The organism is Treponema vincentii F0403, from assembly GCF_000412995.1.
Taxonomy (GTDB): Bacteria; Spirochaetota; Spirochaetia; order Treponematales; family Treponemataceae; genus Treponema; species Treponema vincentii.
Genome location: NZ_KE332512.1, coordinates 21,927 through 43,308 on the forward strand (window position 1 = coordinate 21,927; position 21,382 = coordinate 43,308).

The following is a 21,382-nucleotide window of genomic DNA, read 5'->3' on the forward strand; positions in this document are numbered from 1 at the left end:
TGAAAAATCAAGGATAATTTCATACGGCAGCGACGGCATCATGCACATCAATTCCGTTACAATTTCAAAAATGAATTGCTGAACTTCTGCAGCGGTTAATCCGCTGCCTTGGTAGGGTTTTGCTCATCTGCGTTGTTTTCCATTTCGGCTTTCACTCCGAAAAAGACTGCATATATTTTTTGCAGTTCAACACGGATAAGCGCCCAATCTTCAATGTGTAGATTTGCCAATAGCGCTTCCGATTCCCCGGAAAGCGCAGAACAAAGGGCGACATCTGCTGCAATGGTATTAACTCCGTAGGCATCGGTGCGCATAAGATGACGAACATGGGGGTCTTGTAAGGTTAATTCTGTAATGGTTCTTTCACCGAGTGAAACCGGATGCTTTAAATAAAAGGTCTTCATCTCTCTCCTCCCTTATGTCAACTTCTGGCTTTTTGCCGAGTTGTATACTACTTTGAGTTCTCCCTTAGAAAGCTCAACCGCTTCCGTTACCCACGCGGCAGGCATATAGTGCTGACTGCCGCCTGATAATATGATGGTAAGTGTATCGTTGGAGACATTTGCAAATGCTTGCGGATCGATGGCGGCGTTCAGTGTCAATGACAGTTCTGCCGCGGTCGGGGTTTCCACGTAGCCGGTATTTTCGTGTACTTCGCCGACTTGCGTTTCCCGCTTAAAGCTTGACGGCTTAAAAGTCGCACCTCCTTCTTTGAGCGGCAATTCTCCTAAGCTCGTTGATATGACTCGCGATACTTTTAATAGCTGCATACTTCCTCCTATCTTCTATTCCTATTTGAATTGATTTAAACCGGCGCCGATTAAGAACTGTCCGATCAATACCGGCTGATGGATATACTCAAGCCGTGTTTTACTGCCTTTCTTTACTTCAACATGAAGAGATGCCTTATAGCTTTCAAAGTCTTGGCACCAATTCTTCTGCCCGATAAAGATGGTTTGATACAAATCCGCAAGGAAGCTCCGCCAAATCCCCGGAGTCATTACCTTGGCTCCAGCCCCGAAGTTTTCCTCCGTGCTTGCCAGCTTCCAACTCTTAAAGCGTTTTTTTGCTTCCGCATTGATGTAGGTTCTAACTGCATCAACGGTTTCAACCACTTGGATATCCAAATAGCTCGTGTCCCTTCCGCCGTCTGAGTTTTCCGTGTAGCTGGTTACCAGCCGCTCAATTAAGACAGTTCCCATCGGATCAAGCCGCCATGTGGCAACGCCTGTTTCAAGGAGTTTTTGCCGCTCATTAAAAGAGTACTCCCCATCGGCTGCTAAGCCTTTGACTTTGGTGTCGTAGGTATTCGCGCTCGGATCATCTGCTAAAATGCGGCAGGCAGCAGCGGTAAAACGGCTAGCCCAGATACACGGAAGCGTCGCATCATCTTTCTTGCGCGGGATAAGGCAGATATGCGGAGAGTTGACCTTTGCCGCTTGTGCGAGGATAGAACCTGCTTCCGTTGCGCTTCCTAATGCACCGGAAAGCGTAATAAAGGCGCGCCCGCCGATTTGCCGCGTTGCAGCGTACCGGCTTTCCAGTTCTTCCGCTAACAGCTTGATGCTTGCCTCATCGTCAAAATCAAAGACGATATAGTTCCACCGTTTTGCACCAAGCCATTCGGGTAACTTTGAAAGGTCTGCAACCCCGGCACCTTCTGTGACCGTGCCTTCCGTTACGCTTACCCCCGCTGCATGACTTTGCACTGTTACCGTGTTGACATTTCCGCACGCACCTTTATAAAGGGAAGAAAAAATAATCTTGGTGTTATCTCCGCTGTCGATTGCCGCTTCAACGGAATTATTTTCAAGCCCGTTACAGGCAGCCACGAGCGCTGCGGCAATTTTATCGGCGCTCTGTCCTTCACTCACTGCCGCCCACACACCGCGTCCGTTTATCAGAAGGCGGACACTTCCGGCTCCGGCGCTGACTGCTTGTACGGTGCACTCTTTTTTCCACACCGTTCCGGCTATAGGCTCTGCAACCGGCAACAGGTACAGCTTTTCAACTTTGTTGACCGATAAAAACGCTTCTGCCATAAGAGCTGCCGGGCTTCCGTATCCGCATGCATCCGCTGCAGCAGAAGCAGTCAAGACATTCACCGGAACCCCTTCCGCCGCTTTGCCGGTTTTGGTTTTGAGCGCGACAATGAGCGCGGTTTTAATATCGCCGGTTTCCCCGGCAAGGCTGTTATCAATTTCCTGATACTGTCCCGGCACTAACAGATTTGCCGGAATTTGTGTAAAGGCGATTGCCATATTCTCCTCCTTCATTTCAGATTGACAGCATCATCAGCCGTTTGTTTTCCAACGGTAAGATGTGCGTCATATCCTTTGAACCAATCCAAATCATCAGGCAGCACGATTACGCCGTCGTCGTTAACCGCCCGCGCACGAAGTTTCCAGCGCACCGCCCAAAGCGTCGCATTGATTTTATCGAGCGAACCGGTGTACAAACATTCGGCGTTGATACTTCGCCCGCCGCCGAAAGAAACGGAAATATTCAGTCCTTTAATTGCACCGACTACCGCAGAAACGAGCGATAAGGCACCGTTGTACAAGCGGTCGTGATTATCCGCGCGGTATAACACCCAACTGACAAACTCGATAAAGCAGTCATCTTCAACATCTTCATCGCGGATATGTGCAAGAGAGGTGATTACCGCCGGAGTCTTTTGCATGAGGCGGCGGATTTCCGCTTCATCAAAATTGCCCGGATGGGAGCTTACGGTTATCCGCTTATCGTGTGTGAATGCTGCTTGCAGCTGCTTAACTACTGCATCGCGTATATCCAAATACGTTACCGTCATCCGATCTTTCCTTTAAGAAACAGTGCCGCAAGTTCAGTTAAATCGGCAATATCGTCAGTGCTTAATCCGAGGTACGGACGAGCAGGGATATTCCGCGGTTTATAGCCCCATTGATGGACGGCGGCATACTCCATAACAGAGCCGACCAGTACATCCCAGCTGCTTTTGCGCTGCACGTCGATTGAAGATTGCAGCATCCCCGAACGGTGTAAAAGAGAAACGACCGATTCAAGCCCTTTCGCTTTTAGTCCGCGCAGCGTGGACGCGGCATAATCCTGCCATTGGACACCTTCAGGATCGAGTTGCGTTTCAAGGATTCTTGAACGCGATTGCTCGACAATTTCTCCTCCAAGTCCTTTCATCAGCGCTTGCCGGTCAGCGGCTGAAAGCGCGGAATGATTGAGCACCTCTGCCAGTTTTTGGATTTCGCCGAGATCGACGGTAACCATCGCGCCGCTCAAATTATCGCTCCTTTTTTCCAGTAGCGCGGATCATCTGCATCTTCGGCACCGCCCCCGATAACAAGGGATGCTTCCTGTAAGTCAGGCCCGGATAGTCCGCCTTTAAATTCCCGGTCTATCTTTTCTAACAGCTTTATGCTGTCTTTATACCAGTCCCGCGTATCTTCGCTTGAGGTTACCGTATCGGTTAAACGGTGCACGGCGATGTCAGCGCACATTCCCTTTAAGGCAGCATCAAACTGCGCAGGGATGGGATTGATAAGTTCCGCATCTTTTAAGAGCCACGGAAGCTGTGCAACGATTATTCCCGTTGCGTCAGATAGCGCAAGATCGATACGCGCCGTATCGAGTTCGCCGTTTTCATTCAGCGGTAAACTATTACGCGGGGTGCGCTGTTCCAGTTCCATGGCGGTTAAAAAAGACTTCATCCGATCGTCTTCCCGTCAAGCCACGGATCGTTTTGTAAGATTTCTGCAACCTCTTCCGTAACTTCGTATTCAGCATCAACCGGCGTGAAGCGTAAGCCCGCACGAAAGTATGAAGGCTTGCCCGTTTTACTCCGGCACCGAATGCGGACTTTTTTCGTGACGGAATCGCCGCTATTGCTGCCGGAATTTTCAGTTCCTGCGTTGTTCTCAGGATTGCTGTCGCCTTGATTTTTCGGCGTTTTTTCTCCTGAAGGTTCAGCGGGAGTATCTCCGCCAGTGTTTTTTTCTTGCGCAGTCTTTTTCGCATCTTCTACAGCTTTCGCCGTTGCAAAAAGTTTATCCTGTGCTGTCTGCACAGCTTTTTCAATCCCTTCGAGTTTTTTCTTGAGCTTTTCATCATCAGGCTTGCTTTCAAGTTCTTTTTTTGCGTCATTCCGTTTCTGAGCGAGTGCCTCTAAGTTTTCTGCGGCTTTCTTTGCTTCCGCTTCCAGCTGTTCGAGAATCTTTTCAGTCTTTTCCATCCTTCACTCCTTACATCCAATGGCAGACGATGAGCTTCACGCGGTTATAGTTGATGTTCGATTCCCCGCCGGACAAATTCTGTTTTAAAAGAATTGATTCCGCCGCTGCACGGTTTGAAGCATCGACAATCAGATGCGTCGGGCGAAGCCCAAGCGGATCACCGCCGTCGCGTTTGAACGTTTCCATCATGCCGTAAGCCTTTTGGAAGTTGTCTGCGGTGAGCGCTTCTTTCGAAGCGACCGCCTGCTGCCAAAGACCATAGCCCCAGTTCCCGCGGAAACGGATACCGTAAAGGTATTTGTCTTTCATAAAGACGGTTTCATTTTGCGTGTCTTTGATTTCATCAAATTCAGGGGCGAACCGTTCCTGCATGATAAACGGCTTTAACGGGCGGTTAAGGTCGAGCAAGAACCACGGCTTGCCGCTTCCGGCACCGAGGATGTTTGACGTTTGGGTGTTGCTGCCGGTGCCGTCCGGTTTTTCATAGACCGGATGATCGGTATCGAAGAAGTTTTGCCCGTCATAACACAAGGCGGTAAAGCCGTCGGTAATGAGCTTTGCAATTTGCCGCCAAAAGAAGTCAACCGTCTCTTGCCCTTGCGTTTGTGCAAGAACGCGGTACTGACCGAGGTTATCATCTTCGATATCGGTACGGTCAATGCCGAGTGTCGCTTCATACTTTTTGTTTTCGATGGCGTAGGAAAACTCCTTCATGTCATTGATAACCCGGTCGCCGACCCATTCGCGCATGTGCGGAAAACTACCGAGCCATGCATACGAGTTTGATTTCGTGTTGCTCGTTACAATCGTAACCAGCTCCTTATAATCTTCACGGTTGAGCGCCGCGTCAAACGCTTGCCGGAACTCGGCACGCACCATTGTGCGTAAGCCTTGCAGCGTACTGTCTTTGATCATCATAAATTATTTCCCCTCCTTAATTTTGAGCCATTCCTCTTTCGTATAGCCCATCGCTTTACACATATCCAGCTCCTCCGCATTCAGTTCCGTGTGCGTTTCGCTTGCAGGCGGTAAACCTGCGGCAGCTGAAACACCGGCCGGTATAATTGCAGGGGTGCTTTCCATAATCTTTGCAAAGTTTGCCAAGCCTTCTTCACTTGCACACATGGCAAGATAGGCATCCTTACTTGCAGGAGCGATCTTGCGCTCGCTCACCGCTTTTTCAACAGCGATAACAGCTTTCTCTTTCAGCTGTGCGGCATTCTGTTCTACAAGCAGCGTTTCTGCTCGCACTGCCCGCTCTTCCATTTGCACCAAGTCCGCACGCGGAGCATACGCGGTAAGGTCAACCGGCCTTGCGCTGTTGAGCTGCGTTTTTAACGCAGTGATTGCCGTAAGCACGTCGTTTTCCGTTGCGTCTTCACGAAGTCCCAACGCCGCGCAGATTTCTTTATTCATTCCTTTCTCCTTTGCCGGATTATCCGCCGGCGCGGTCTGTGTACTGTTTAATATGGGAAGGTTTATATTCGGTGTATTGGTAAGACCTGCCCGTAAGATGCACTCTATCGCTCCGTTTGCACTCACCGTAAAAACGGGAGAGATGTAGCGATATTCTTGATTCTCTAAGGCAGCTTTTCCCCGCGCCGTCCAAGAAACAGCTGCCCAAATGGAGCCGTCTTCTTTTGCAGTAATAGCGCTGAACCAGCCCATTGCCGGAGATTCTTCTCCTTTCGGAGCGCGTAAATCCGTGGCATGGTTTTCGTCGATGATGTGCTGAGGCAAATACTCGTTTGATTTTTGCGCAATCAGCTCCGGATTGTTTTTAATCCAGCGCCGCCCGTCGCGCCCTGCAACATATTCGCCTGCCGGTAACAGCTGTATTGTTTCGGGAATTTTCCCGCTTTCAGCATTCAGGCATAAAAAAAGGCTGTCGGTGTTCATACCCGACAGCCTATCTTGTTTTTTTCCTTATCATCAGATAATCAGTATTAAAATTTACTCTTGCTTTTTTTCATACGAGCCGTCAAAATTAAACTCATTTTGACGCAATGCATCTTGCCCTTCGTGATAGAGCCGGTACATTTGATTAAACGACATGCCGTATTCCCGGCAAAGGTCGCGCATTGAATCAACCGAACCGTTATATCTTTGCGCAATCTCTTGGGCAATCTGTTTTCTAAATGCCGTTTTTTCTACCGGGATATACCACTGCACGCCCCCGTAAAACCGCGCAATAATTTCGTATATCCGCTCCGCATCGGCGTCTCCTACCGCGTCAGCTAACACGCCGTAGATTTCTTGCCCAATGCGGGATTGGGTTCTTTTCTGTTGCGGTATGTATACCAGCTGCCCGCCGAACCAACTACTTAACGCTCTCAGTGCTCGCAGTGCCCGCTCTCTTTCTACCCCTCGTCCGGCAAGCACCCGCAGCATTTCCTGCATTAAGTTTTCCACCCATCTCCTCCTTATTCGAAAAGTTCAAATTTCAATTGCATATCAGGAACATAATCACAGCAGCCGCTTGACATCTCAAGCACATATCGTATACGTGGTTCATTTCTGTCAAATATTCCGCAAGGACACTTAAGCGTTCTGTAATTCAAACAATCATCGCAGTCCGCTTTTTTCCGCTTCGGTTGTAGAATCGTTTCCGCTTCGTTCATATACAAAAGCCCCCTTATAATGATTTTAATTCCGGCATTCCATCAGGATCATAACCAGCCTGTACCGCAATATCGCGGACGGCTAGAATGACTTTTTGTGCAGTCTTTACATCAAGCCACCGCAGGTAGGGAACACCGGTAATACGCTTGATAAAACGGTTGAGAGCCGCTTCCGTTTTTACCCGTGCGGAAAGCTCCCATAAACCTTTGATGTATTGTATCTGCTCCGCCGTCGCCCGCCCGACTTCTTCCGCACTTGCAGCCATCTTTTTTACCTGAAAGCCTAAACGCTTAAACGCCTTGAGCACTGCTTCAAGTTCGGCAATAGTCAGTTCCGTACTGCTCGTTTTACCGGTTATCCCTTCAAGCAATGCGCGGTATTCTTCTTCGGTCAATCCGATCTTTTGCTTACCCACATGAATAAGCCGGATGAGCTGTCCTTTCTTGGTTTTATATGTTCCACTATTCATACTGTTCATGCTCCTTAAAGTGCCGTTAAACGAGCTTCTGCACCAAAGCCGATACTTTTCTCGACATACGCGCTCCTAAGCCCTGTAAGCCCCTTGCGCTGTACAGCGCAAGGCGTTCATCTTTACCCTTCGATACTGCGTTCTGCCCGTGCCTTTTGTGCAGCCGACAGCTGATTTTTATTCATGTAATACTCCATCGCATAGGCGGCAAAATATTCAGGTTTGCCGAATTTTTTCTCCCGTACATACGCAGCAATCTCCTGATAATTTTCAATCTTGACCCGCAATGTTTTTACCCTGTCAGTTTGCTCCGTCATATCATTGAGTCCGTTTATGATAAGGTAGCGAGCTAATGCAGCAGGTTTTTCAAACCCATCTACTTTTGCCTTTTCGCTTAAACACGCCAGAAGCTGATCATCTAATGTCAGCGACATCTTTCTTTTTCCACCCATAGTTACTCCACTCCTTACAAAGAATTGACGATATCGGCATCGACAATTTGACCGCCGAGTTCTGCCGCAAGGTTCATTGCCCGCCGCATCCAGTTGTTGACTAAAAGCGGATAAGCAATACTGTAGACAAGCTGCTGACTGCGTGTTTGCCGCCTAAGCTTTAAGGCAAGCGCTTCACAGCCTTCATCGGTGATGATACTCTTGCGCTCTCTTTTAAGACGAGCAAACTTTACATCAAGATAAGCGGCAATATCTTTTCCGCTTCCAAGAGGAGCTAATTCCAGCACTTCCATACGCCGGATAACTTCGCGCGCTTCCCAGTTTTTTGCTTCATCGAGTTTGCCCTTCATTTCTGGCTGCCCAATCAAAATAATTGCCAATAACTTTTTAAAGCCGTCTTCCAATTCCCAAAAGCGTTTTAAATATTTGAGCGTTTGAATATGCAGGTCGTGTGCTTCTTCAATCATGAGTACATGGCTCCAGCCTGCACGGCTTGAATTGGTCAGTATCCGCTCAATTTGCCGCGCCTTCCCTTCAAGCGTCCGCTTCGGCTTTTCTTCCGAGCAGTCCAGAATAATGGCATCGCAGATACTGGCAGCGGTAAGACGCGACTTGTCGATAATGCGCGGGGTAATGACCCGCACCTTTTGCCCTTCCGTTTGCATTCGGTCTATGGCATACCGCCGTAAGGTTGTCTTACCGGAGCCGGACTCTCCAATGAGCGCAAGCATTCCGCCCGCCCGCGCAGTCTGATACAGATACTCCGCAATAAATCGGGTATCTTCGCTCATGTACACATCCGCCGCTTTTGTTACGTCTCCCGTAAACGGATCGGATACCACTTTAAATGCTTTCCTCGCCTGTAGTGTCAGCATACCTCATCCTCCTTGTTATTATGTTCAATCCATCAGCTTTTGAATGTCTTCCGGTTTTACGCCCATGCCGATCAGCAGCAAGGTACAATAGCCAATGATGCCGGCAACATCATTGATACGCGGAGCGCTTTCAGTATTTGCCATAATGCGCCCGATCTTATCATCAAGCCGGATTAAAATAGAATTGACCGCATCGCCTTTGTAAAAAATCTGTTTCGGGTTTAATGCGGAATCTCCATACTTTTGATTTTTGTATAACAGTAAGTCCCGCATCGCTCCCGTAATTGCGATGATTTTCTCTTGGGTTTCTGTGTGCGTACTCATATTATTTCTCCTCCAATAGTTTTATATCATTAGTGCCGATAAGCCGTATGCCGCCCGTCCACAGCTGTGTAGCTTCTGCTGGAGAAACTTCAAAAAGTTTATTACAGTGTTGTTCTTCGTTTTGCTCTTTCATTCTTCAATTCCTTCAATCAGTCGGGAAAGCTCGGCAACTGCAGCGGCGATATTGGCGCTTTTGGTTTGAATTGTCTGCATCAGTTCGGCGAGTGAACAGTCTACCGCATCGGAATCGTCTTTTATCCAGGAAATATCCAGACTGGTTTTATCCCGTGCAAGCAATTCATCGACGTGATATTTACGCCATCTTCCCGTCGGATTTTCTTTGCTCCATGTTTCTTTTCTGTCTTCAAGACGCCCCGCGCAGTAGCACTTTACAAAGTCTTCAAGGTCGGAACGTTTAAGCGGTTTCGTTGTAAGTGTGTGTTTAATTCCTGTCCGGTAATCGTAATACCATGTCTCTTTTGTCGGACTTCCTTTTTCAAAGAACAGTACATTTGCTTTTACGCCGTTTGCGTAAAAAATACCGGTCGGTAAACGAAGGATCGTATGAAGATTAAAATCTTTTAAAAGTTTTTTGCGAAGAATTTCTCCGGCACCGTCTGCAAAAAGCACATTATCGGGAAGAACGATTCCGGCTCTTCCGCCGTCTTTTAACATGACCATTATATGCTGCAAAAAATTTAACTGGTTGTTGCTTGTCGTTACAATCAAATCGGAACGCATGGTCGAAATATCCACACTTCCTGCAGGGCGAGCCCCAAACGGAGGGTTGGCAAGAATCACATTTACAAGATGTTCGGGTTCGTGTTCCAAACTATCTTCACATTTAATCGGTGTGGTATTCACTCCAATATCGTGAAGATAAAGATTCATAGAAGCCAATGTTACGACAAGAGGCGTAATGTCATTTCCGCTCAGTGCCTGCGTTTGTAAGAAATCCACTTTACTCGGCTCGTCGCTTTGTTTGCGCATATAGTCATAGGCGGCAAGCAAGAAGCCGCCGGTTCCGCACGCCGGGTCGGCAACGGTCTCTGTAATCTTCGGTTGAATCACATCAACCATCGCATTAATCAAAGGACGCGGTGTAAAGTATTGCCCTGCTCCGGATTTTTTATCCTGTCCGTTTTTTTGAAGAATACTTTCATAAATTGCGCCTTTTAGATCTCCGTCCATACTGAACCAGTTTTCTTCATCAATCATTCCGATCAGTTTTTTAAGAAGAGCCGGTGTTTTAATCTTATTTTGCGCTTCCGTAAAAATTGCGCCGATAAGTCCATCAGATGCCTGTAAAATTTCAAGAATCTTTTCATATTTTTCAAGTTGATCGCGTCCGTCCAGTTCAACAAGGTCTTTCCATTTGCTTCCGTCAGGAAGTGCGCTGCCTAAACCGTAAGATTCTTTCTCAAAATCCATTTTTAGAAATAAGAGATATGTCAGCTGAATAATATAATCGGTAAATCCGACGCCGGCCGCTGCAAGAACGCCTGTCATGTTCCAAACTTTTTTCGTAAGCGTCTGTTCCGGTTTTGCTATACTCATTTTTTCACCAACTCATTTGTGCATTTAAAAGATTTACCTGCTCATCTTTTGTCCGCATGGTATAAATCGCTGTGGTTGCAATATTCGAATGACCTAAATAAGAGCTGACAAGGGAAATATCATTGCCCGTTGCTTTCAGCATTTTTATAGCAAAATAATGACGAAATGCATGAGGATGCATGACTTCTTTTCTTACTCCTGCTTTGCAGCCAATAGACTTCAGCTGCATAGCAGCCGCTCTTGTTGTCAGCGGCTTCCCGTATCGAGAAAGAAACAAAGACTCGTCTGCAGCTTTCTCGCGGAAAAACTCTTTTGAATCTTCTATCAGGTTTTTGGGAATTAATATTAAGCGTTGTTTCCCTTTAGAGTGCATCCGTGCACAACCTTCAATCAGACAAATTCCTTTTAATTTTGTTAATTCCGATATGCGCATTCCCGTACCGGCAAGGAACCGAACAAGCCAATAGGCCTTCTGATTATGTTGTCGTGCATATTCACATACTCGTCCGTATTCTTCATCATTGGGAACATTCTCAACGTACAATTGTTTTTGTATCTTTATTCTTTTTATTTTTTCTTGCGGCCGTCCTATAAAATCTGCATATTTATTTAAGGCAGTAATCCGTAATGCGATTGTTTTTGATTTTCTACATCCTATAAGCCATTTTTTATATTGAATCGCATTTGTTTTATTGAATTCAGTAAATTTTGAAAAAAACTCTTTCAGTGAATACCGATACGAGCTAATCGTATTTTCAGATAGTTCGCATTCATACAGGTAATCTAAAAAATCATCATAAGGTGTCATACCGTCCTCCCTTTTGTTTGCCGCCGTATCCGCCGATATTCACGCGTTTGCGCCTTTAATCGTTCGCGGTTCTTTGCCCGGTATTCCCGCTGCTTACAAAGATACGCTTCGTACTTTACCGGATCAGCCTTAATCTTTGCAAACCGTTGCTTTGCGTAAGCAGCTTTTTTTGCCTTTTCTGCAGGATCGTTTTTTTTCCGTTCGTAGTTTGCTTTATTATGGAGTGCGTAGACTTTCTCACGTCCTATAAGTTTTCCTTTCGCGAGGGCAACTCGTGCACGAAGTAAGCATATTTCCCGCTCTTCGCGCGACATTGCTGCTGTATGTCCTAGACTAGCCATAACGGTTAATTCTCCTCGTGAAACGCGCTCAAGATTTGAAGGCTCAAAGTTACGACTATTGCCGTCCATGAAAAGGACGACCATTCCTTTTGCACTCTCACCCGGATGGTGTTGTTCCCACACATACCGCTGATACTGCATCCATTGATTCGGTTCTCCGATCTTTATCTGCACATAGCCTTTTTTTTCTTGCAAGCTGCCGACTGGTTTGTGTCGATGGTGTGTTTCACCTCGATGATAGTTTGCACTATTGCATGCATCAATCTTAAAACCTTTACTGTAACAGTTGGTCTTGAATGCATTTATGCCAAAGTCCGTATGAAACGTTGCATTAAGATCATCGACTATGTGCTGAATCTGAGTGTATCCATGTTCACGGATGGGGCAGCGCTCTTTAATCCAGTTATCAATTTCTTTCGTCCACTTAACCGTACTCATATCACACCATTACCTATTTCTTTTTCCAGTCGATTTCTTTTGCGTCAAGCGTCTCCGGCAACTGTATCGACATTCCCATATTGTCAGCAACGCGAACCGCATCAAGTTGAAGCCGTGTTAATTCCGTAATTCGCCCGGCAATGCTGTTTACTGCATCAGCACGTTTAATAGCAATCTCAACTTTCGCATTGTCGATATTCCCATTTTCATCTTTGAAGCTATCCTCATCTTGTAATGCTTCAAGTTCTGCAAATAGTGCATTGTGTAGGTCAATTATTTTATTTCTCATTCCTCATCCTCCTTACAAAAAAAGTTATCCGAGTTGCGCAAGTTCCTCGCCGTGCGCATACTCTGCCGCAAGTGCGTCAATGACTTGCGACGGTACATTGTTTTCATACTCCGCTTTCATCCGCTCAAGGAAGCCGTCCGGCACATAGCCCAGCCGTGCTTTTATCCGCTTTGCCGCTTCTGCGCCGCTGATCAAAATGTCGTGCATCTGCACCGAATCGACGGTGATTTGCGTTCCCGTTTGCGAGCGGATAAATAAGCTCTTGGCATCGATATGCGAATGAGCGGTCAAGCCTTTGCCCCCGGTAATTTCAGTAAACGGGCGCTCCTTTGTGCCTTTTGCAAGTGCGGTAAGTTCCTTGTTGGTTGCTTCCCGATCGGTAAAGCCTGCTGCTTTGTAGTTGACCCCGGGTACGGGAGCGGTTATGTCAAAACCGTTTTCGTCATACTCAATCGGTTCAACTTCATACGCAACAAGTTCGCCGTTATACTGAAAGCTCACGCGTACAGTCGGCGTTGCAGAAACAAGCACCGGCTGTACATTGACCGTCTGCCCAACGGTAACGCCGCGAAGTCCTTGCAGACTATAGCGAAGCGATTCTTTTACGTGCGGATGGACAATACTTACCGAAAGGTCGCCTGCAACGCGGCGGGTTTGAATACCGGCGGTAAAAATCTGCCGACAGATAACCGGATCGGGCAGCTCCCGAAGTTGCTCCGGTAAGATGCGCTGCCACAGTTCCGTCCTGCTGCCGATTTTCTTACCGTGCCGCGTAAGGCGCGTGTCTTGCCCTTCGATAAGGTTTGCGTTATACGCAGCGCACCACCGCTCCGCAGCTTCATTGAGTGCCGCAAAGCTATGAACCGGCTCCAGCTTTAAGCGGCTTTCAAACTGTGTTTCAACGATATTGTTGCTGACTTCTACTTGTCCCTTTGCCCGCGGATTTCCCGGAAGGTGCGGCTGTGTTTCTACTTTAAGTGCGGTAAGCGCTGCCGTTACCGCCCGCGCCGTGTTGCCCGTACCGCAGTCCCAGATTAAAAGCTCCGGCAATCCGTGAAACACGTAAAGCGGGTTATGCTTTTGCCCCCACGCATACAGTAAAAAGTCGTACATATTTACCGCCGACTCGCCCATCGCCGCGTAATACCGTACACAGATGGAGCCGGAGGTGTGGTCGGTGAGTACATACCGCCAGCACTTGAGTTTTCCTTCCCGCGGGTTCTTATTTTTGTACACTTCATCAGCATCGTAGAGCTTTTGCTCGCCGTTCGGTGCAAACCAGATAAGACAGACCGACGGGTCAGCTTGGTGTACTTGATTGGGATAAAGCGTCCGCATAGTACGGTGCGGGCGGGGAATTTCCGCCTCTGCAAGGGATAGCCCGTTCTCCACTAAAAGCTCCCGCAAGCGGCTATCGGCAATCGGGATATTGATACCGTTTGCCTGTAAAATAGAGCGGGCAACCGGAACGCCCATCGTTGCCTTGCCGTTTTTGCGTACGCTGTTGCGCAGTACCGAAGCGATCAGCTTGAGTTCTTCTTGCGAGATGCCGGAAGAGCCTGCATCTTTGCGCTCCTTTCTGCCGGACTGCCATCCGGCTTCTTTAAGCACTTTGTAGGCTTTCGCTTGTGAAAACGCAAACATCCGGCATAATTCCGCAATGACCGCCTTGCGCTCCGCCGCGCTTTTTGCCCCTTCCATCTTTTTAACGTACGCCTGATACATACCGCTAGTCCTCTACCGGCTCCGCATACTGCATCTCTTCCGCCTCGGCGTTTGTCTCAGCGCGAGCGGGACAGATGTTTTCAATCATCTCATCGAGCGTATCGCTGTAATCAAAAATGGAAGACAACAAGCCTTCCGGCTCAAGGGTGATAAAACCTTGCAGTTGGGTAATATTGACATCAGGAATTTCCTGCGCCTGTATGATGGTAAGCATCAGGTTATGCAGCGCATGACTCGCCTCTCCGACTTGCAGAAAAAACTTCTTTTTAAGTTCATCGAGCGCAGCTTGCGCAAGCTCTTCCTTAGTCGGCGGCTCGCGGTAGCGTAGCTCCATTTCAAGCTCGTTGAGTTTTTTCTCTTTTTGACTGATTGCCGCCTCTTGCGCATCCCGCTCTTCCTTGCGCTTTTTCTTTTCTTCACGGAGAGCGGCTTCAAGGTCTTTACGGTTCATCTGTTTAATCTCGTCTACGGTGCCGACTCCGGCAAGGGAGCCTGTTTCTTCCATCTGGGTTATCTGCTCATCGTCGAGAACAGAAAGAATTTGGAGTTTTGTACGACCGAAATTCGAAACTAGTTTCGAATTTGAAAACCGGCGAGCGGCAGCCATTGCGTAGTTTGCGATTCTCCAAGAAACCTCTAAGCTTTCCATAGCAGCATGGAATTGTTCCGATGTTTCGTGAGCCTTTATCAAAGCTAACTGCTGACCAAGTGCAATAAAAGCTTGACCTGCAGTAGTTTCTGCATCCCTAGCTCGAGACATACAGACAAACAGATTGTAAGATTCCCCCTCCGGCAGATACTTTGAATCAAGTTCTTGTACAGATATTTCCTGTTCGTGTTGGCGCTGTGCCGCGACTTCCATCGCTCTTATATCATCCGACACAACAATTTCATTTTTTTGTCTTGGCATTCAACACCCCCTGTAATATGTCTCTGAAAATTTCGTCCATAATCGACATAACAAAATCCTCGCTAAAGCCTTTCTTTTTTACTTCTGCAAAAAACGTTTCACGGTTCGTCTGTTTGAAAGCCATACAAAGCTGAACCCCTAATTCGCGGCGAATCTCGGCCATCTTTACCGCTAAATTAAAAGCCTCGTTGAGCCGTTCATCTGCCGATTTGTTGTTTTTAATTTTCAAACCGTTTCGAACTTCATCAGCCGTAAGGTATTTTTCAAGACAATAAACCGATACCCTTGCACATTGTGCTTCACTATTGCATTGCGCTTGCATACTCCGCCTCCTCCCGTGCTATTTCCAATTTTGCTTGCTGGAACGCTCTCATAATATGTCCGGCTATTCCTCCGAACTTCGGAGAAAGTCTCCACCGATATTGTGAGTTGCGAGCCACATACCCATATCTTTCAAATACTGCCATATCCCGACAGACATTTGCTTCCGTTGTTTTCAATAAGGTTGCAAGCTCTTTGTTATTTAAGCCTGATACTTGATGGGCATAAAGCAGTTCGATTATCTCAAACACCCGCTCCTGTGCATTCAGCTTTTTCATCTGAGCGCCTCATCTTTGATATAAAGCCCTAACCGGACAAGCCACGCCCAGCCGAACACTTCTCCCAATTCTTTCAGTTTTATACCGAACCGGTATTGCCATCCGCTCATCATTCCCTCCTTCCTTTACAAGGCAGCAACATCAAGTGGTATTTGCTTATAGCTGCCGTCTTTCTGCCGCTCGTAAAAGCGCATATAGGTTTTGCTGGAAACCACCTGCACGCTGTCTGTAATTGCCTGCATTGCTTTCAGCCATTTCGGATCGCTGATATCAAGTCTGCGTAAACCGAGGACTCGTGCCGTGCTGATATTCCCCTGCTTGTCTACCGCAAAGGCGTTATCGATGAGTGCCCTCAATTCAGGGCGCGCGCCGGTTGCCCACTCCTTAATGCATTCGTCTATCAACTGCTTGGCAATTTGCAGCTTTTCGTTAAATTGCAGATTGTCGTTTACGGCGATTTTCAGCATGTACTGTCCGTTATAGGTGGTGAGGGTAATGTTCCCTTTTTTACCGCCCCAGCTGATTCCGTGCTGCTCACTCGAAAGGCTCAAGAACTCTTGAATGTCGCTCCAGATGCCCTGCTTAAAAGACACGAGCGCGTCCCGCATTGCAAAGGTCTTTGTCATAATTGCTTTGACGGTTTGATCGCGTAAGATGTCGATGTCCTTTACCATCGAGACCGGCACCTCACGTCCTTGCGAGTCGGTCATAAATTGTTTATCCATTTCTTTCCCCCTTTTATTTGCCGCAGATACGTTCAAAGAATGCGATGACCTGGTCGCATTCCTCGACGGCTTGTTTTTTGCCGAGTGCGGAAGCACCGCTCCGCCAGCACCGTAAAATTTTGTATACCTCTCCTTTCTCCTTATACAGGTCGTTAAGAGACGGCTCCTTTAAGCTGATATACACCGGCTTTTCTGCTTCCAGTTCCCATTCATTGATGGTGTGTTCCAGTCCGCTTAACGCCTTATCAAGCGGGTGTATTCCCGTACTTCCGCTCATACGCTGCCCCCTCCTGCTTGCGGTGGTCTTTCACGCGCAGCTTCAAGCCGGAGCAACAGGGCATCAACCTGTTTTTCATAAAATTCTAAGAGAACCGGTTTTTCTTCAACTGGTTTACAGTACACTATTTGACAGCATTGTAGTTGCCGCACTGCGTATTCAAGCAGAGAATACAGCTCCATCAATTCATCATTCATCATCTTCCTCCCATTCTATTTCAGCACCGCACCACGGGCAAAAACAGATTTCATACTCATACTTCAGTTCAGCATTGAATTCCTTGCCGCAATTTTCACAGCGACCCAATGGACAGTGTATAGCCATCTTGTTACCTCCTCGCACATCCGGTAGATTGCCGATTACACGACATTCTCCTTTGTTGCCCGTTTTGCAGCGTCAAGCACTGCTTGCCAGTTTGCAAGGCCGAGTTTATCGGCGGTCTTTTGCTGAATGCGGGCGGAAGTACGTCGGCCGTGGATAACCGCGGCGACCGAACTGTCACGGACGTCCAATTCTTCTGCAATGTCGGTATAAGAAACGTTGATAAGGGAGAGCTGGTACTTAATCCAGCCACCGTACATGTGCCCGATGGTTCTGTTTTTGGGCTTGTGGATTTTCTTTTTTTGTTCTATCATAAAGTCATCCTTTGCCTGTCTTTACAGGCGTGTGTTGTTGAGAAAAGCGAAAGAGGTCTGTGTTTTTCGCTTTTCTTTTTTTACCGGCTTGAGATTGCTTTAGTTCTAGCCGATATTTTTATAATATTCTCATATTCCAAATATGTCAAGAGAAATATTCTGAAAATGGGAATAAAAGTGGTGTTTTAGGAGAAAGTATTTGGATTTTGGGAATAAAATAGCTTTGATTATAGAAACGTTAAACACTAATCAAGCGGCTTTTGCGAAACTTTTAGGAATTTCAACAGGTGTTGTTTCAGAATTTGTAAACGGAGTACGAGAACCCTCTAAAGGTTTTTTGTTTGGATTATCAGAACTAGGTATTAGTCTTGATTGGTTTATAACCGGTGAAGGTCGCATGTTCCGTGTTCCGCATACAGTAGGGGATCGGCTGAAAGAAGCTCGGTTGGAATGTAATTTAGATATAGAAACTGTGTCAAATTTATTAGAGATATCGTTCACAGAATACCAAAGTTATGAGAAAAATGAGATAGAGCCATCAGCAGCAATTCTCGAAAAACTAGAAAAAATTTTTAACATTAACAGCGTCTATATCCGAAACGGACACGGTAATATGTTTACTAATATACCAGGCGGCGCTCTTATTAATGGGAAATTAGTATTAAATCCTGAGACGCCTCCTGAATATAAGCGACAATATAAAATCCCTCATATTACGAGGACAGAAAATTCATCTTATGCTGAAATCGCAGATGTAGATAAATCTTTGATGGATGAAATTTATGATTTGAAAAAGCGGATTGAACAATTAGAACAGTCCAAATAGGTAGCAGTTTGCTAAACCATAGTGAGCAACAACAGCAACAATAAAAATATAAAATCAGGAGTTATCACTTATGCATGATATTAAAAAAGTTTGTATTTGTTTGGTGTATCTTCTTTTTTTTTGCTTCTTTGCGAGTGCAGAGAATTTTGATGCAAAGGAACAAAGGGATAATGTTATTACTTTTTTTCAAGACGTTGTAACACTGTTTTGTAATCTCGGAAATACATCTCTAACAACTTTTCAAGATGAGTGGTTGGAAAATGGAATAGAAATGCTTGACTCTGTACTAGAAGGTTTGACATATAGTGATTTTCAGAAAAGTATAGATTTAATTAAAAATAACATGGAAGCCATTGAAAACTCTGGAGAACTTTCATTGATTGAACTAAAAGATTTTAAACAAATTATGTCTGATATAAACGTATTGCATGTATGGAGTATCAAAAATTGTAAATTACCTGAAAATAAAAAACTTACTTATAGTGTTCCTGAAATTGCTATATTAGAGAGTAATGCTCAAATACATAAATCTAACATACAAACTTACGAACAGAATTTATCTGCAATGCAACCACCTGAAGAAATACAAAAAATTCTTGCAGAAGAAACTCAAATGCTAAAGGACTTACGTGAAAACAACAAGAGGAACGCAGAACTGGAGAATCATGTTATTCAACTGGGTGCAGCGTATGCAAATGCTTTATCCAATCAGAAAAGATGGAAAGAAGGCATCAAAGATGAACAAAAAGCCCTTGATAGTATTCCTATATTAATTGAAAAATATAAAGAAGAAGCGCGCTTACAAGCTGAAAAACAATATAAAAAAGAAATAGTCAGTAAAATAAACAATATTCAAACATGGATTGATTTTTTTAATGAAAAAAATGAAACCCTTACTGAATTTTTACAGTTAATAGACACAAAAGGTACAATGAGGGAAAAATTAAACTATATTGTTCCTTCGAAAGATTTAAAAAAATATGAAATTAAATTGAATACATTTATTAGAGATTGGAAATTAGAATGACTAAACAAAAAACGCTTATTTTTGCATTGCTGTTTGCTGCTGTTGCCGGTATCTGCGCAACCGATACCGATAAGAAGGTGTACATAACGGATACGGGGAAAAAGTATCACTGCAAGGACTGTAAAACGTTAAAAAAGTCCAAGCACCTTACGGAGCTTACGGTTAAAGACGCACAGGCGAAAGGGTATACGGCTTGTAAGGTGTGTAAGCTGCCTGAAAAGTAGAGGAGAGGAAATATGAAGAAAATAACAATGACTGTCTACGAAATACATTATGTAGAACAGCATATACAGACCCCTGATTTAAGCAGAGATTTATTCAATTGCTTGAATGCAACAAATACAGCTCGTGATAGACTAATGCTGTTATCACATGATGAAGCAAATAAAGACAGTGATTTCATAACGACATTTACTTCGAGTAACGGTTTTCTTTTTGGTTCTTTTGCACGACTTACAGAAAGAGAAGAATCTTCTGTCCCCAAAACAGCCTTAGATAAAAAAACGGTATCCCTTAATGAAATGATAGCAGAATCACGGGATAATTCTGTAGGTTCTATAAAAATATCGTCGTTTTTTTGCATCTACAAAACCTTTCTTGTTATAACAAATAAAAAACAAACACTAAAACCGTTAGAAAATTATGTTAATTGGTTTCTTGAGCAAAAGGGAATTAATGATGGTCGTATTTCCTTTATACCTAAGAAGAACACTGCAACGGTATTACCAATACATGATATAAAATCAGTGCAAATTAATGACGGCTACATAAATGCAATAGACGAAATCAAATCTCAGTCAATGCATCTTAAAGAAAGTATTCTTAAAAAGCTCATGGATGTAAAAGGAATAAAAGATTTTGATGAAGAAAATTTGGTTTCTGCTATTCTTACGTTAAAATTTAAGCAAAAAAATATAAAAAAAGAGAAAGCACTCGATACGGCATTGAAAATAATTGATGATGATAATATTATTATCATTGGGAAAAACGGAAGACGTATTCGTGGTTCACAATACTTAGTAAGTGTTGTGAGAAAAATTGAGGAGCTAAAAGATGATATATTTAACGAACAAGAAATTGAAACTGAAATGCGTAAAATATTAAAGGATATAGAAAGTGGGAAGGTGGTTTCTTAGGATATTTATACTGTTTCTTCTTTCTATATGTACGGCATCTATTGGTATATCATTTACTGCTGACTATTTTCATACTATGTTCAGTGTTATTGGAATAATGTTTTCTGTTTCACTGAGCCAGGTGCTCACATTTTCTTTTTCAGACATTACAAATGAAGATTTTGTAAAAGAACATCGCAGTCAATTACTTAAAATTCAAAATACTTTTATCGGTCTATTCTCATTTGCAGCACTATTTTTCTTCCTCTCATTAAGACTAAATGAACAATGTACATTAGGTTTTTTTATTTTCTCATACAATAGTTTCTTTGGTCTTTATAATATTTTTTGTCTGTTATACTTTGTCATTAATTTTATAGGATTAGTTAATCTAAGAAATGAAATAGATGATCTTATAAGAAAAACAAAAAAATAAACATGGAATACAAGGGCGAACTCCCCGAAACAGAATTTAAAGCGGATTTTTAAGGATTGTTGTTTCCGTTATTCTGTGCAAGAAACGCCTTAACCGAATCTTGTTCGTCTTTTGTTATCGGTCGGCTTGCGTTAATCTGTATGCCGAGCCGGTCATCCCTATCGATAAAATACCGGTCTTGGCCGATCATGTGCACATCGTATCCAGCTGATTCCAATAATGAAATGAGCTTATCATAGTCGATTTTCTTCATACCGATACTCCTAATTATATACAAACATAAAAAAAGCGAGACAGCTCGTAAGCTGCCCCGCTTAATACTAAACCCCTGTTGCAGCAGTATGCGCTTTTACAAAGGCTGCAAAATGTCTTATCGGCCACCACAGGGCAATGACAGCGCCTGCGATGATGCACAAAGGCAAGACGATTGCACCGACTTTTGCAAGAGCAGCAGACGGGACAAAAGCAATGACAAGCAATAACAATGCGCACAGGGCAATAAGCACTAATGAGAAAATACTGATCAATGCTTTTCCAAAACCTTTCATGCTTCCTCCTTTAGATGATAAAGATGCCGGATATGAGTCCTCCGGCGGGGACATTTTCCTTTGTAAGGAGTTTTCCAACATGAGCGGACACTACATATCGGACGAGGTTGGTTATACTGTAGCAAAAAAAGAGCGGTGAGGTGTTTTAACAGTGATTAAAA

Annotated in this window: 33 protein-coding genes; 4 read left to right on the forward strand and 29 right to left on the reverse strand. The window is 44.9% G+C overall.

Features of this window, described 5'->3' with window-relative positions; genetic code table 11:
- Positions 1-95 precede the first annotated feature (95 nt).
- From HMPREF1222_RS00100 to HMPREF1222_RS00230, 27 genes are all read right to left on the reverse strand, one after another.
- Entirely contained in the window at positions 96-404 is a 309-nt protein-coding gene (locus tag HMPREF1222_RS00100) for a phage tail assembly protein (RefSeq protein WP_016517668.1), read from the reverse strand.
- 12 nt (positions 405-416) lie between these two features.
- On the reverse strand, positions 417-770 hold the full coding sequence (locus tag HMPREF1222_RS00105; RefSeq protein WP_016517669.1) for a phage tail tube protein: 354 nt from the start codon (positions 768-770) through the stop codon (positions 417-419).
- A gap of 21 nt (positions 771-791) precedes the next feature.
- Positions 792-2,261, reverse strand: coding sequence for a hypothetical protein (locus HMPREF1222_RS00110; RefSeq protein ID WP_016517670.1), 1,470 nt, complete (start codon positions 2,259-2,261; stop codon positions 792-794).
- A gap of 11 nt (positions 2,262-2,272) precedes the next feature.
- On the reverse strand, positions 2,273-2,812 hold the full coding sequence (locus HMPREF1222_RS00115) for a hypothetical protein (RefSeq protein ID WP_016517671.1): 540 nt from the start codon (positions 2,810-2,812) through the stop codon (positions 2,273-2,275).
- Complete coding sequence (locus HMPREF1222_RS12340) at positions 2,809-3,273, reverse strand: phage virion morphogenesis protein (protein WP_051122490.1); 465 nt, start codon at positions 3,271-3,273, stop codon at positions 2,809-2,811. The genes HMPREF1222_RS00115 and HMPREF1222_RS12340 overlap by 4 nt, the downstream gene beginning before the upstream one ends.
- Complete coding sequence (locus tag HMPREF1222_RS00125) at positions 3,270-3,701, reverse strand: phage protein Gp36 family protein (RefSeq protein ID WP_016517673.1); 432 nt, start codon at positions 3,699-3,701, stop codon at positions 3,270-3,272. The genes HMPREF1222_RS12340 and HMPREF1222_RS00125 overlap by 4 nt, the downstream gene beginning before the upstream one ends.
- On the reverse strand, positions 3,698-4,222 hold the full coding sequence (locus HMPREF1222_RS00130) for a hypothetical protein (protein ID WP_016517674.1): 525 nt from the start codon (positions 4,220-4,222) through the stop codon (positions 3,698-3,700). The genes HMPREF1222_RS00125 and HMPREF1222_RS00130 overlap by 4 nt, the downstream gene beginning before the upstream one ends.
- Before the next feature lie 10 nt (positions 4,223-4,232).
- Complete coding sequence (locus tag HMPREF1222_RS00135) at positions 4,233-5,141, reverse strand: Mu-like prophage major head subunit gpT family protein (protein ID WP_016517675.1); 909 nt, start codon at positions 5,139-5,141, stop codon at positions 4,233-4,235.
- 3 nt (positions 5,142-5,144) lie between these two features.
- The gene (locus HMPREF1222_RS00140; protein WP_016517676.1) at positions 5,145-6,122 is read right to left on the reverse strand and encodes a phage protease; all 978 of its coding nucleotides are present in this window, start codon (positions 6,120-6,122) and stop codon (positions 5,145-5,147) included.
- A gap of 54 nt (positions 6,123-6,176) precedes the next feature.
- Positions 6,177-6,635 (reverse strand): Mor transcription activator family protein, encoded by a 459-nt coding sequence (locus HMPREF1222_RS00145; protein ID WP_016517677.1) that lies wholly within the window; start codon positions 6,633-6,635, stop codon positions 6,177-6,179.
- 223 nt (positions 6,636-6,858) lie between these two features.
- The gene (locus HMPREF1222_RS00155) at positions 6,859-7,314 is read right to left on the reverse strand and encodes a regulatory protein GemA (RefSeq protein ID WP_016517679.1); all 456 of its coding nucleotides are present in this window, start codon (positions 7,312-7,314) and stop codon (positions 6,859-6,861) included.
- 122 nt (positions 7,315-7,436) lie between these two features.
- On the reverse strand, positions 7,437-7,766 hold the full coding sequence (locus tag HMPREF1222_RS00160; protein ID WP_016517680.1) for a hypothetical protein: 330 nt from the start codon (positions 7,764-7,766) through the stop codon (positions 7,437-7,439).
- Positions 7,767-7,780: 14 nt separating this feature from the next.
- The gene (locus HMPREF1222_RS00165; RefSeq protein WP_016517681.1) at positions 7,781-8,641 is read right to left on the reverse strand and encodes an ExeA family protein; all 861 of its coding nucleotides are present in this window, start codon (positions 8,639-8,641) and stop codon (positions 7,781-7,783) included.
- Positions 8,642-8,665: 24 nt separating this feature from the next.
- Entirely contained in the window at positions 8,666-8,965 is a 300-nt protein-coding gene (locus HMPREF1222_RS00170; RefSeq protein WP_016517682.1) for a hypothetical protein, read from the reverse strand.
- A 1-nt stretch (position 8,966) separates the two neighbouring features.
- Positions 8,967-9,098 (reverse strand): hypothetical protein, encoded by a 132-nt coding sequence (locus HMPREF1222_RS13220; RefSeq protein ID WP_016517683.1) that lies wholly within the window; start codon positions 9,096-9,098, stop codon positions 8,967-8,969.
- Complete coding sequence (locus tag HMPREF1222_RS00175; RefSeq protein ID WP_016517684.1) at positions 9,095-10,522, reverse strand: class I SAM-dependent DNA methyltransferase; 1,428 nt, start codon at positions 10,520-10,522, stop codon at positions 9,095-9,097. Before HMPREF1222_RS00175 ends, HMPREF1222_RS13220 begins: the two co-directional genes overlap by 4 nt.
- A gap of 4 nt (positions 10,523-10,526) precedes the next feature.
- On the reverse strand, positions 10,527-11,330 hold the full coding sequence (locus tag HMPREF1222_RS00180; RefSeq protein ID WP_016517685.1) for a tyrosine-type recombinase/integrase: 804 nt from the start codon (positions 11,328-11,330) through the stop codon (positions 10,527-10,529).
- Positions 11,327-12,109, reverse strand: a complete 783-nt coding sequence (locus HMPREF1222_RS12345; protein ID WP_016517686.1) for an HNH endonuclease — start codon at positions 12,107-12,109, stop codon at positions 11,327-11,329. Before HMPREF1222_RS12345 ends, HMPREF1222_RS00180 begins: the two co-directional genes overlap by 4 nt.
- Before the next feature lie 13 nt (positions 12,110-12,122).
- Positions 12,123-12,398, reverse strand: coding sequence for a hypothetical protein (locus HMPREF1222_RS00190; RefSeq protein WP_016517687.1), 276 nt, complete (start codon positions 12,396-12,398; stop codon positions 12,123-12,125).
- 24 nt (positions 12,399-12,422) lie between these two features.
- The gene (locus HMPREF1222_RS00195; protein WP_016517688.1) at positions 12,423-14,123 is read right to left on the reverse strand and encodes a DDE-type integrase/transposase/recombinase; all 1,701 of its coding nucleotides are present in this window, start codon (positions 14,121-14,123) and stop codon (positions 12,423-12,425) included.
- 4 nt (positions 14,124-14,127) lie between these two features.
- Complete coding sequence (locus HMPREF1222_RS00200; RefSeq protein ID WP_016517689.1) at positions 14,128-15,033, reverse strand: hypothetical protein; 906 nt, start codon at positions 15,031-15,033, stop codon at positions 14,128-14,130.
- Positions 15,014-15,355 carry a hypothetical protein gene (locus tag HMPREF1222_RS00205; protein ID WP_016517690.1) on the reverse strand — a complete coding sequence of 114 codons (342 nt, stop codon included), beginning with the start codon at positions 15,353-15,355 and terminating at the stop codon, positions 15,014-15,016. Before HMPREF1222_RS00205 ends, HMPREF1222_RS00200 begins: the two co-directional genes overlap by 20 nt.
- Entirely contained in the window at positions 15,336-15,632 is a 297-nt protein-coding gene (locus tag HMPREF1222_RS00210; protein WP_016517691.1) for an IclR family transcriptional regulator, read from the reverse strand. Before HMPREF1222_RS00210 ends, HMPREF1222_RS00205 begins: the two co-directional genes overlap by 20 nt.
- A 125-nt stretch (positions 15,633-15,757) precedes the next feature.
- Positions 15,758-16,357, reverse strand: a complete 600-nt coding sequence (locus tag HMPREF1222_RS00215; protein ID WP_016517693.1) for a DUF3164 family protein — start codon at positions 16,355-16,357, stop codon at positions 15,758-15,760.
- Between the two features lie 13 nt (positions 16,358-16,370).
- Positions 16,371-16,634 carry a hypothetical protein gene (locus tag HMPREF1222_RS00220; RefSeq protein WP_016517694.1) on the reverse strand — a complete coding sequence of 88 codons (264 nt, stop codon included), beginning with the start codon at positions 16,632-16,634 and terminating at the stop codon, positions 16,371-16,373.
- A complete protein-coding gene (locus HMPREF1222_RS00225) occupies positions 16,631-16,834 on the reverse strand; it encodes a hypothetical protein (RefSeq protein ID WP_155997521.1) in 204 nt (67 codons plus the stop codon). The genes HMPREF1222_RS00220 and HMPREF1222_RS00225 overlap by 4 nt, the downstream gene beginning before the upstream one ends.
- Before the next feature lie 159 nt (positions 16,835-16,993).
- Entirely contained in the window at positions 16,994-17,269 is a 276-nt protein-coding gene (locus tag HMPREF1222_RS00230) for a hypothetical protein (RefSeq protein ID WP_016517697.1), read from the reverse strand.
- Between the two features lie 199 nt (positions 17,270-17,468).
- Here HMPREF1222_RS00230 and HMPREF1222_RS12350 point away from each other — a divergent pair, with 199 nt between their 5' ends.
- From HMPREF1222_RS12350 to HMPREF1222_RS00250, 4 genes are all read left to right on the forward strand, one after another.
- On the forward strand, positions 17,469-18,095 hold the full coding sequence (locus HMPREF1222_RS12350) for a helix-turn-helix domain-containing protein (protein WP_016517698.1): 627 nt from the start codon (positions 17,469-17,471) through the stop codon (positions 18,093-18,095).
- Positions 18,096-18,165: 70 nt separating this feature from the next.
- Complete coding sequence (locus HMPREF1222_RS00240; protein ID WP_016517699.1) at positions 18,166-19,122, forward strand: hypothetical protein; 957 nt, start codon at positions 18,166-18,168, stop codon at positions 19,120-19,122.
- Positions 19,119-19,346, forward strand: a complete 228-nt coding sequence (locus HMPREF1222_RS00245; protein WP_016517700.1) for a hypothetical protein — start codon at positions 19,119-19,121, stop codon at positions 19,344-19,346. Before HMPREF1222_RS00240 ends, HMPREF1222_RS00245 begins: the two co-directional genes overlap by 4 nt.
- Positions 19,347-19,358: 12 nt before the next feature.
- Positions 19,359-20,258: a hypothetical protein gene (locus HMPREF1222_RS00250; protein WP_016517701.1), complete on the forward strand. Its 900-nt coding sequence runs from the start codon at positions 19,359-19,361 to the stop codon at positions 20,256-20,258.
- Between the two features lie 464 nt (positions 20,259-20,722).
- Here HMPREF1222_RS00250 and HMPREF1222_RS00260 read toward each other — a convergent pair whose 3' ends face one another.
- Both HMPREF1222_RS00260 and HMPREF1222_RS00265 read right to left on the reverse strand, forming a co-directional pair.
- On the reverse strand, positions 20,723-20,926 hold the full coding sequence (locus tag HMPREF1222_RS00260; protein WP_016517703.1) for a hypothetical protein: 204 nt from the start codon (positions 20,924-20,926) through the stop codon (positions 20,723-20,725).
- Positions 20,927-20,993: 67 nt separating this feature from the next.
- Positions 20,994-21,221, reverse strand: a complete 228-nt coding sequence (locus tag HMPREF1222_RS00265; RefSeq protein WP_016517704.1) for a hypothetical protein — start codon at positions 21,219-21,221, stop codon at positions 20,994-20,996.
- Between the last annotated feature and the right edge of the window lie 161 nt (positions 21,222-21,382).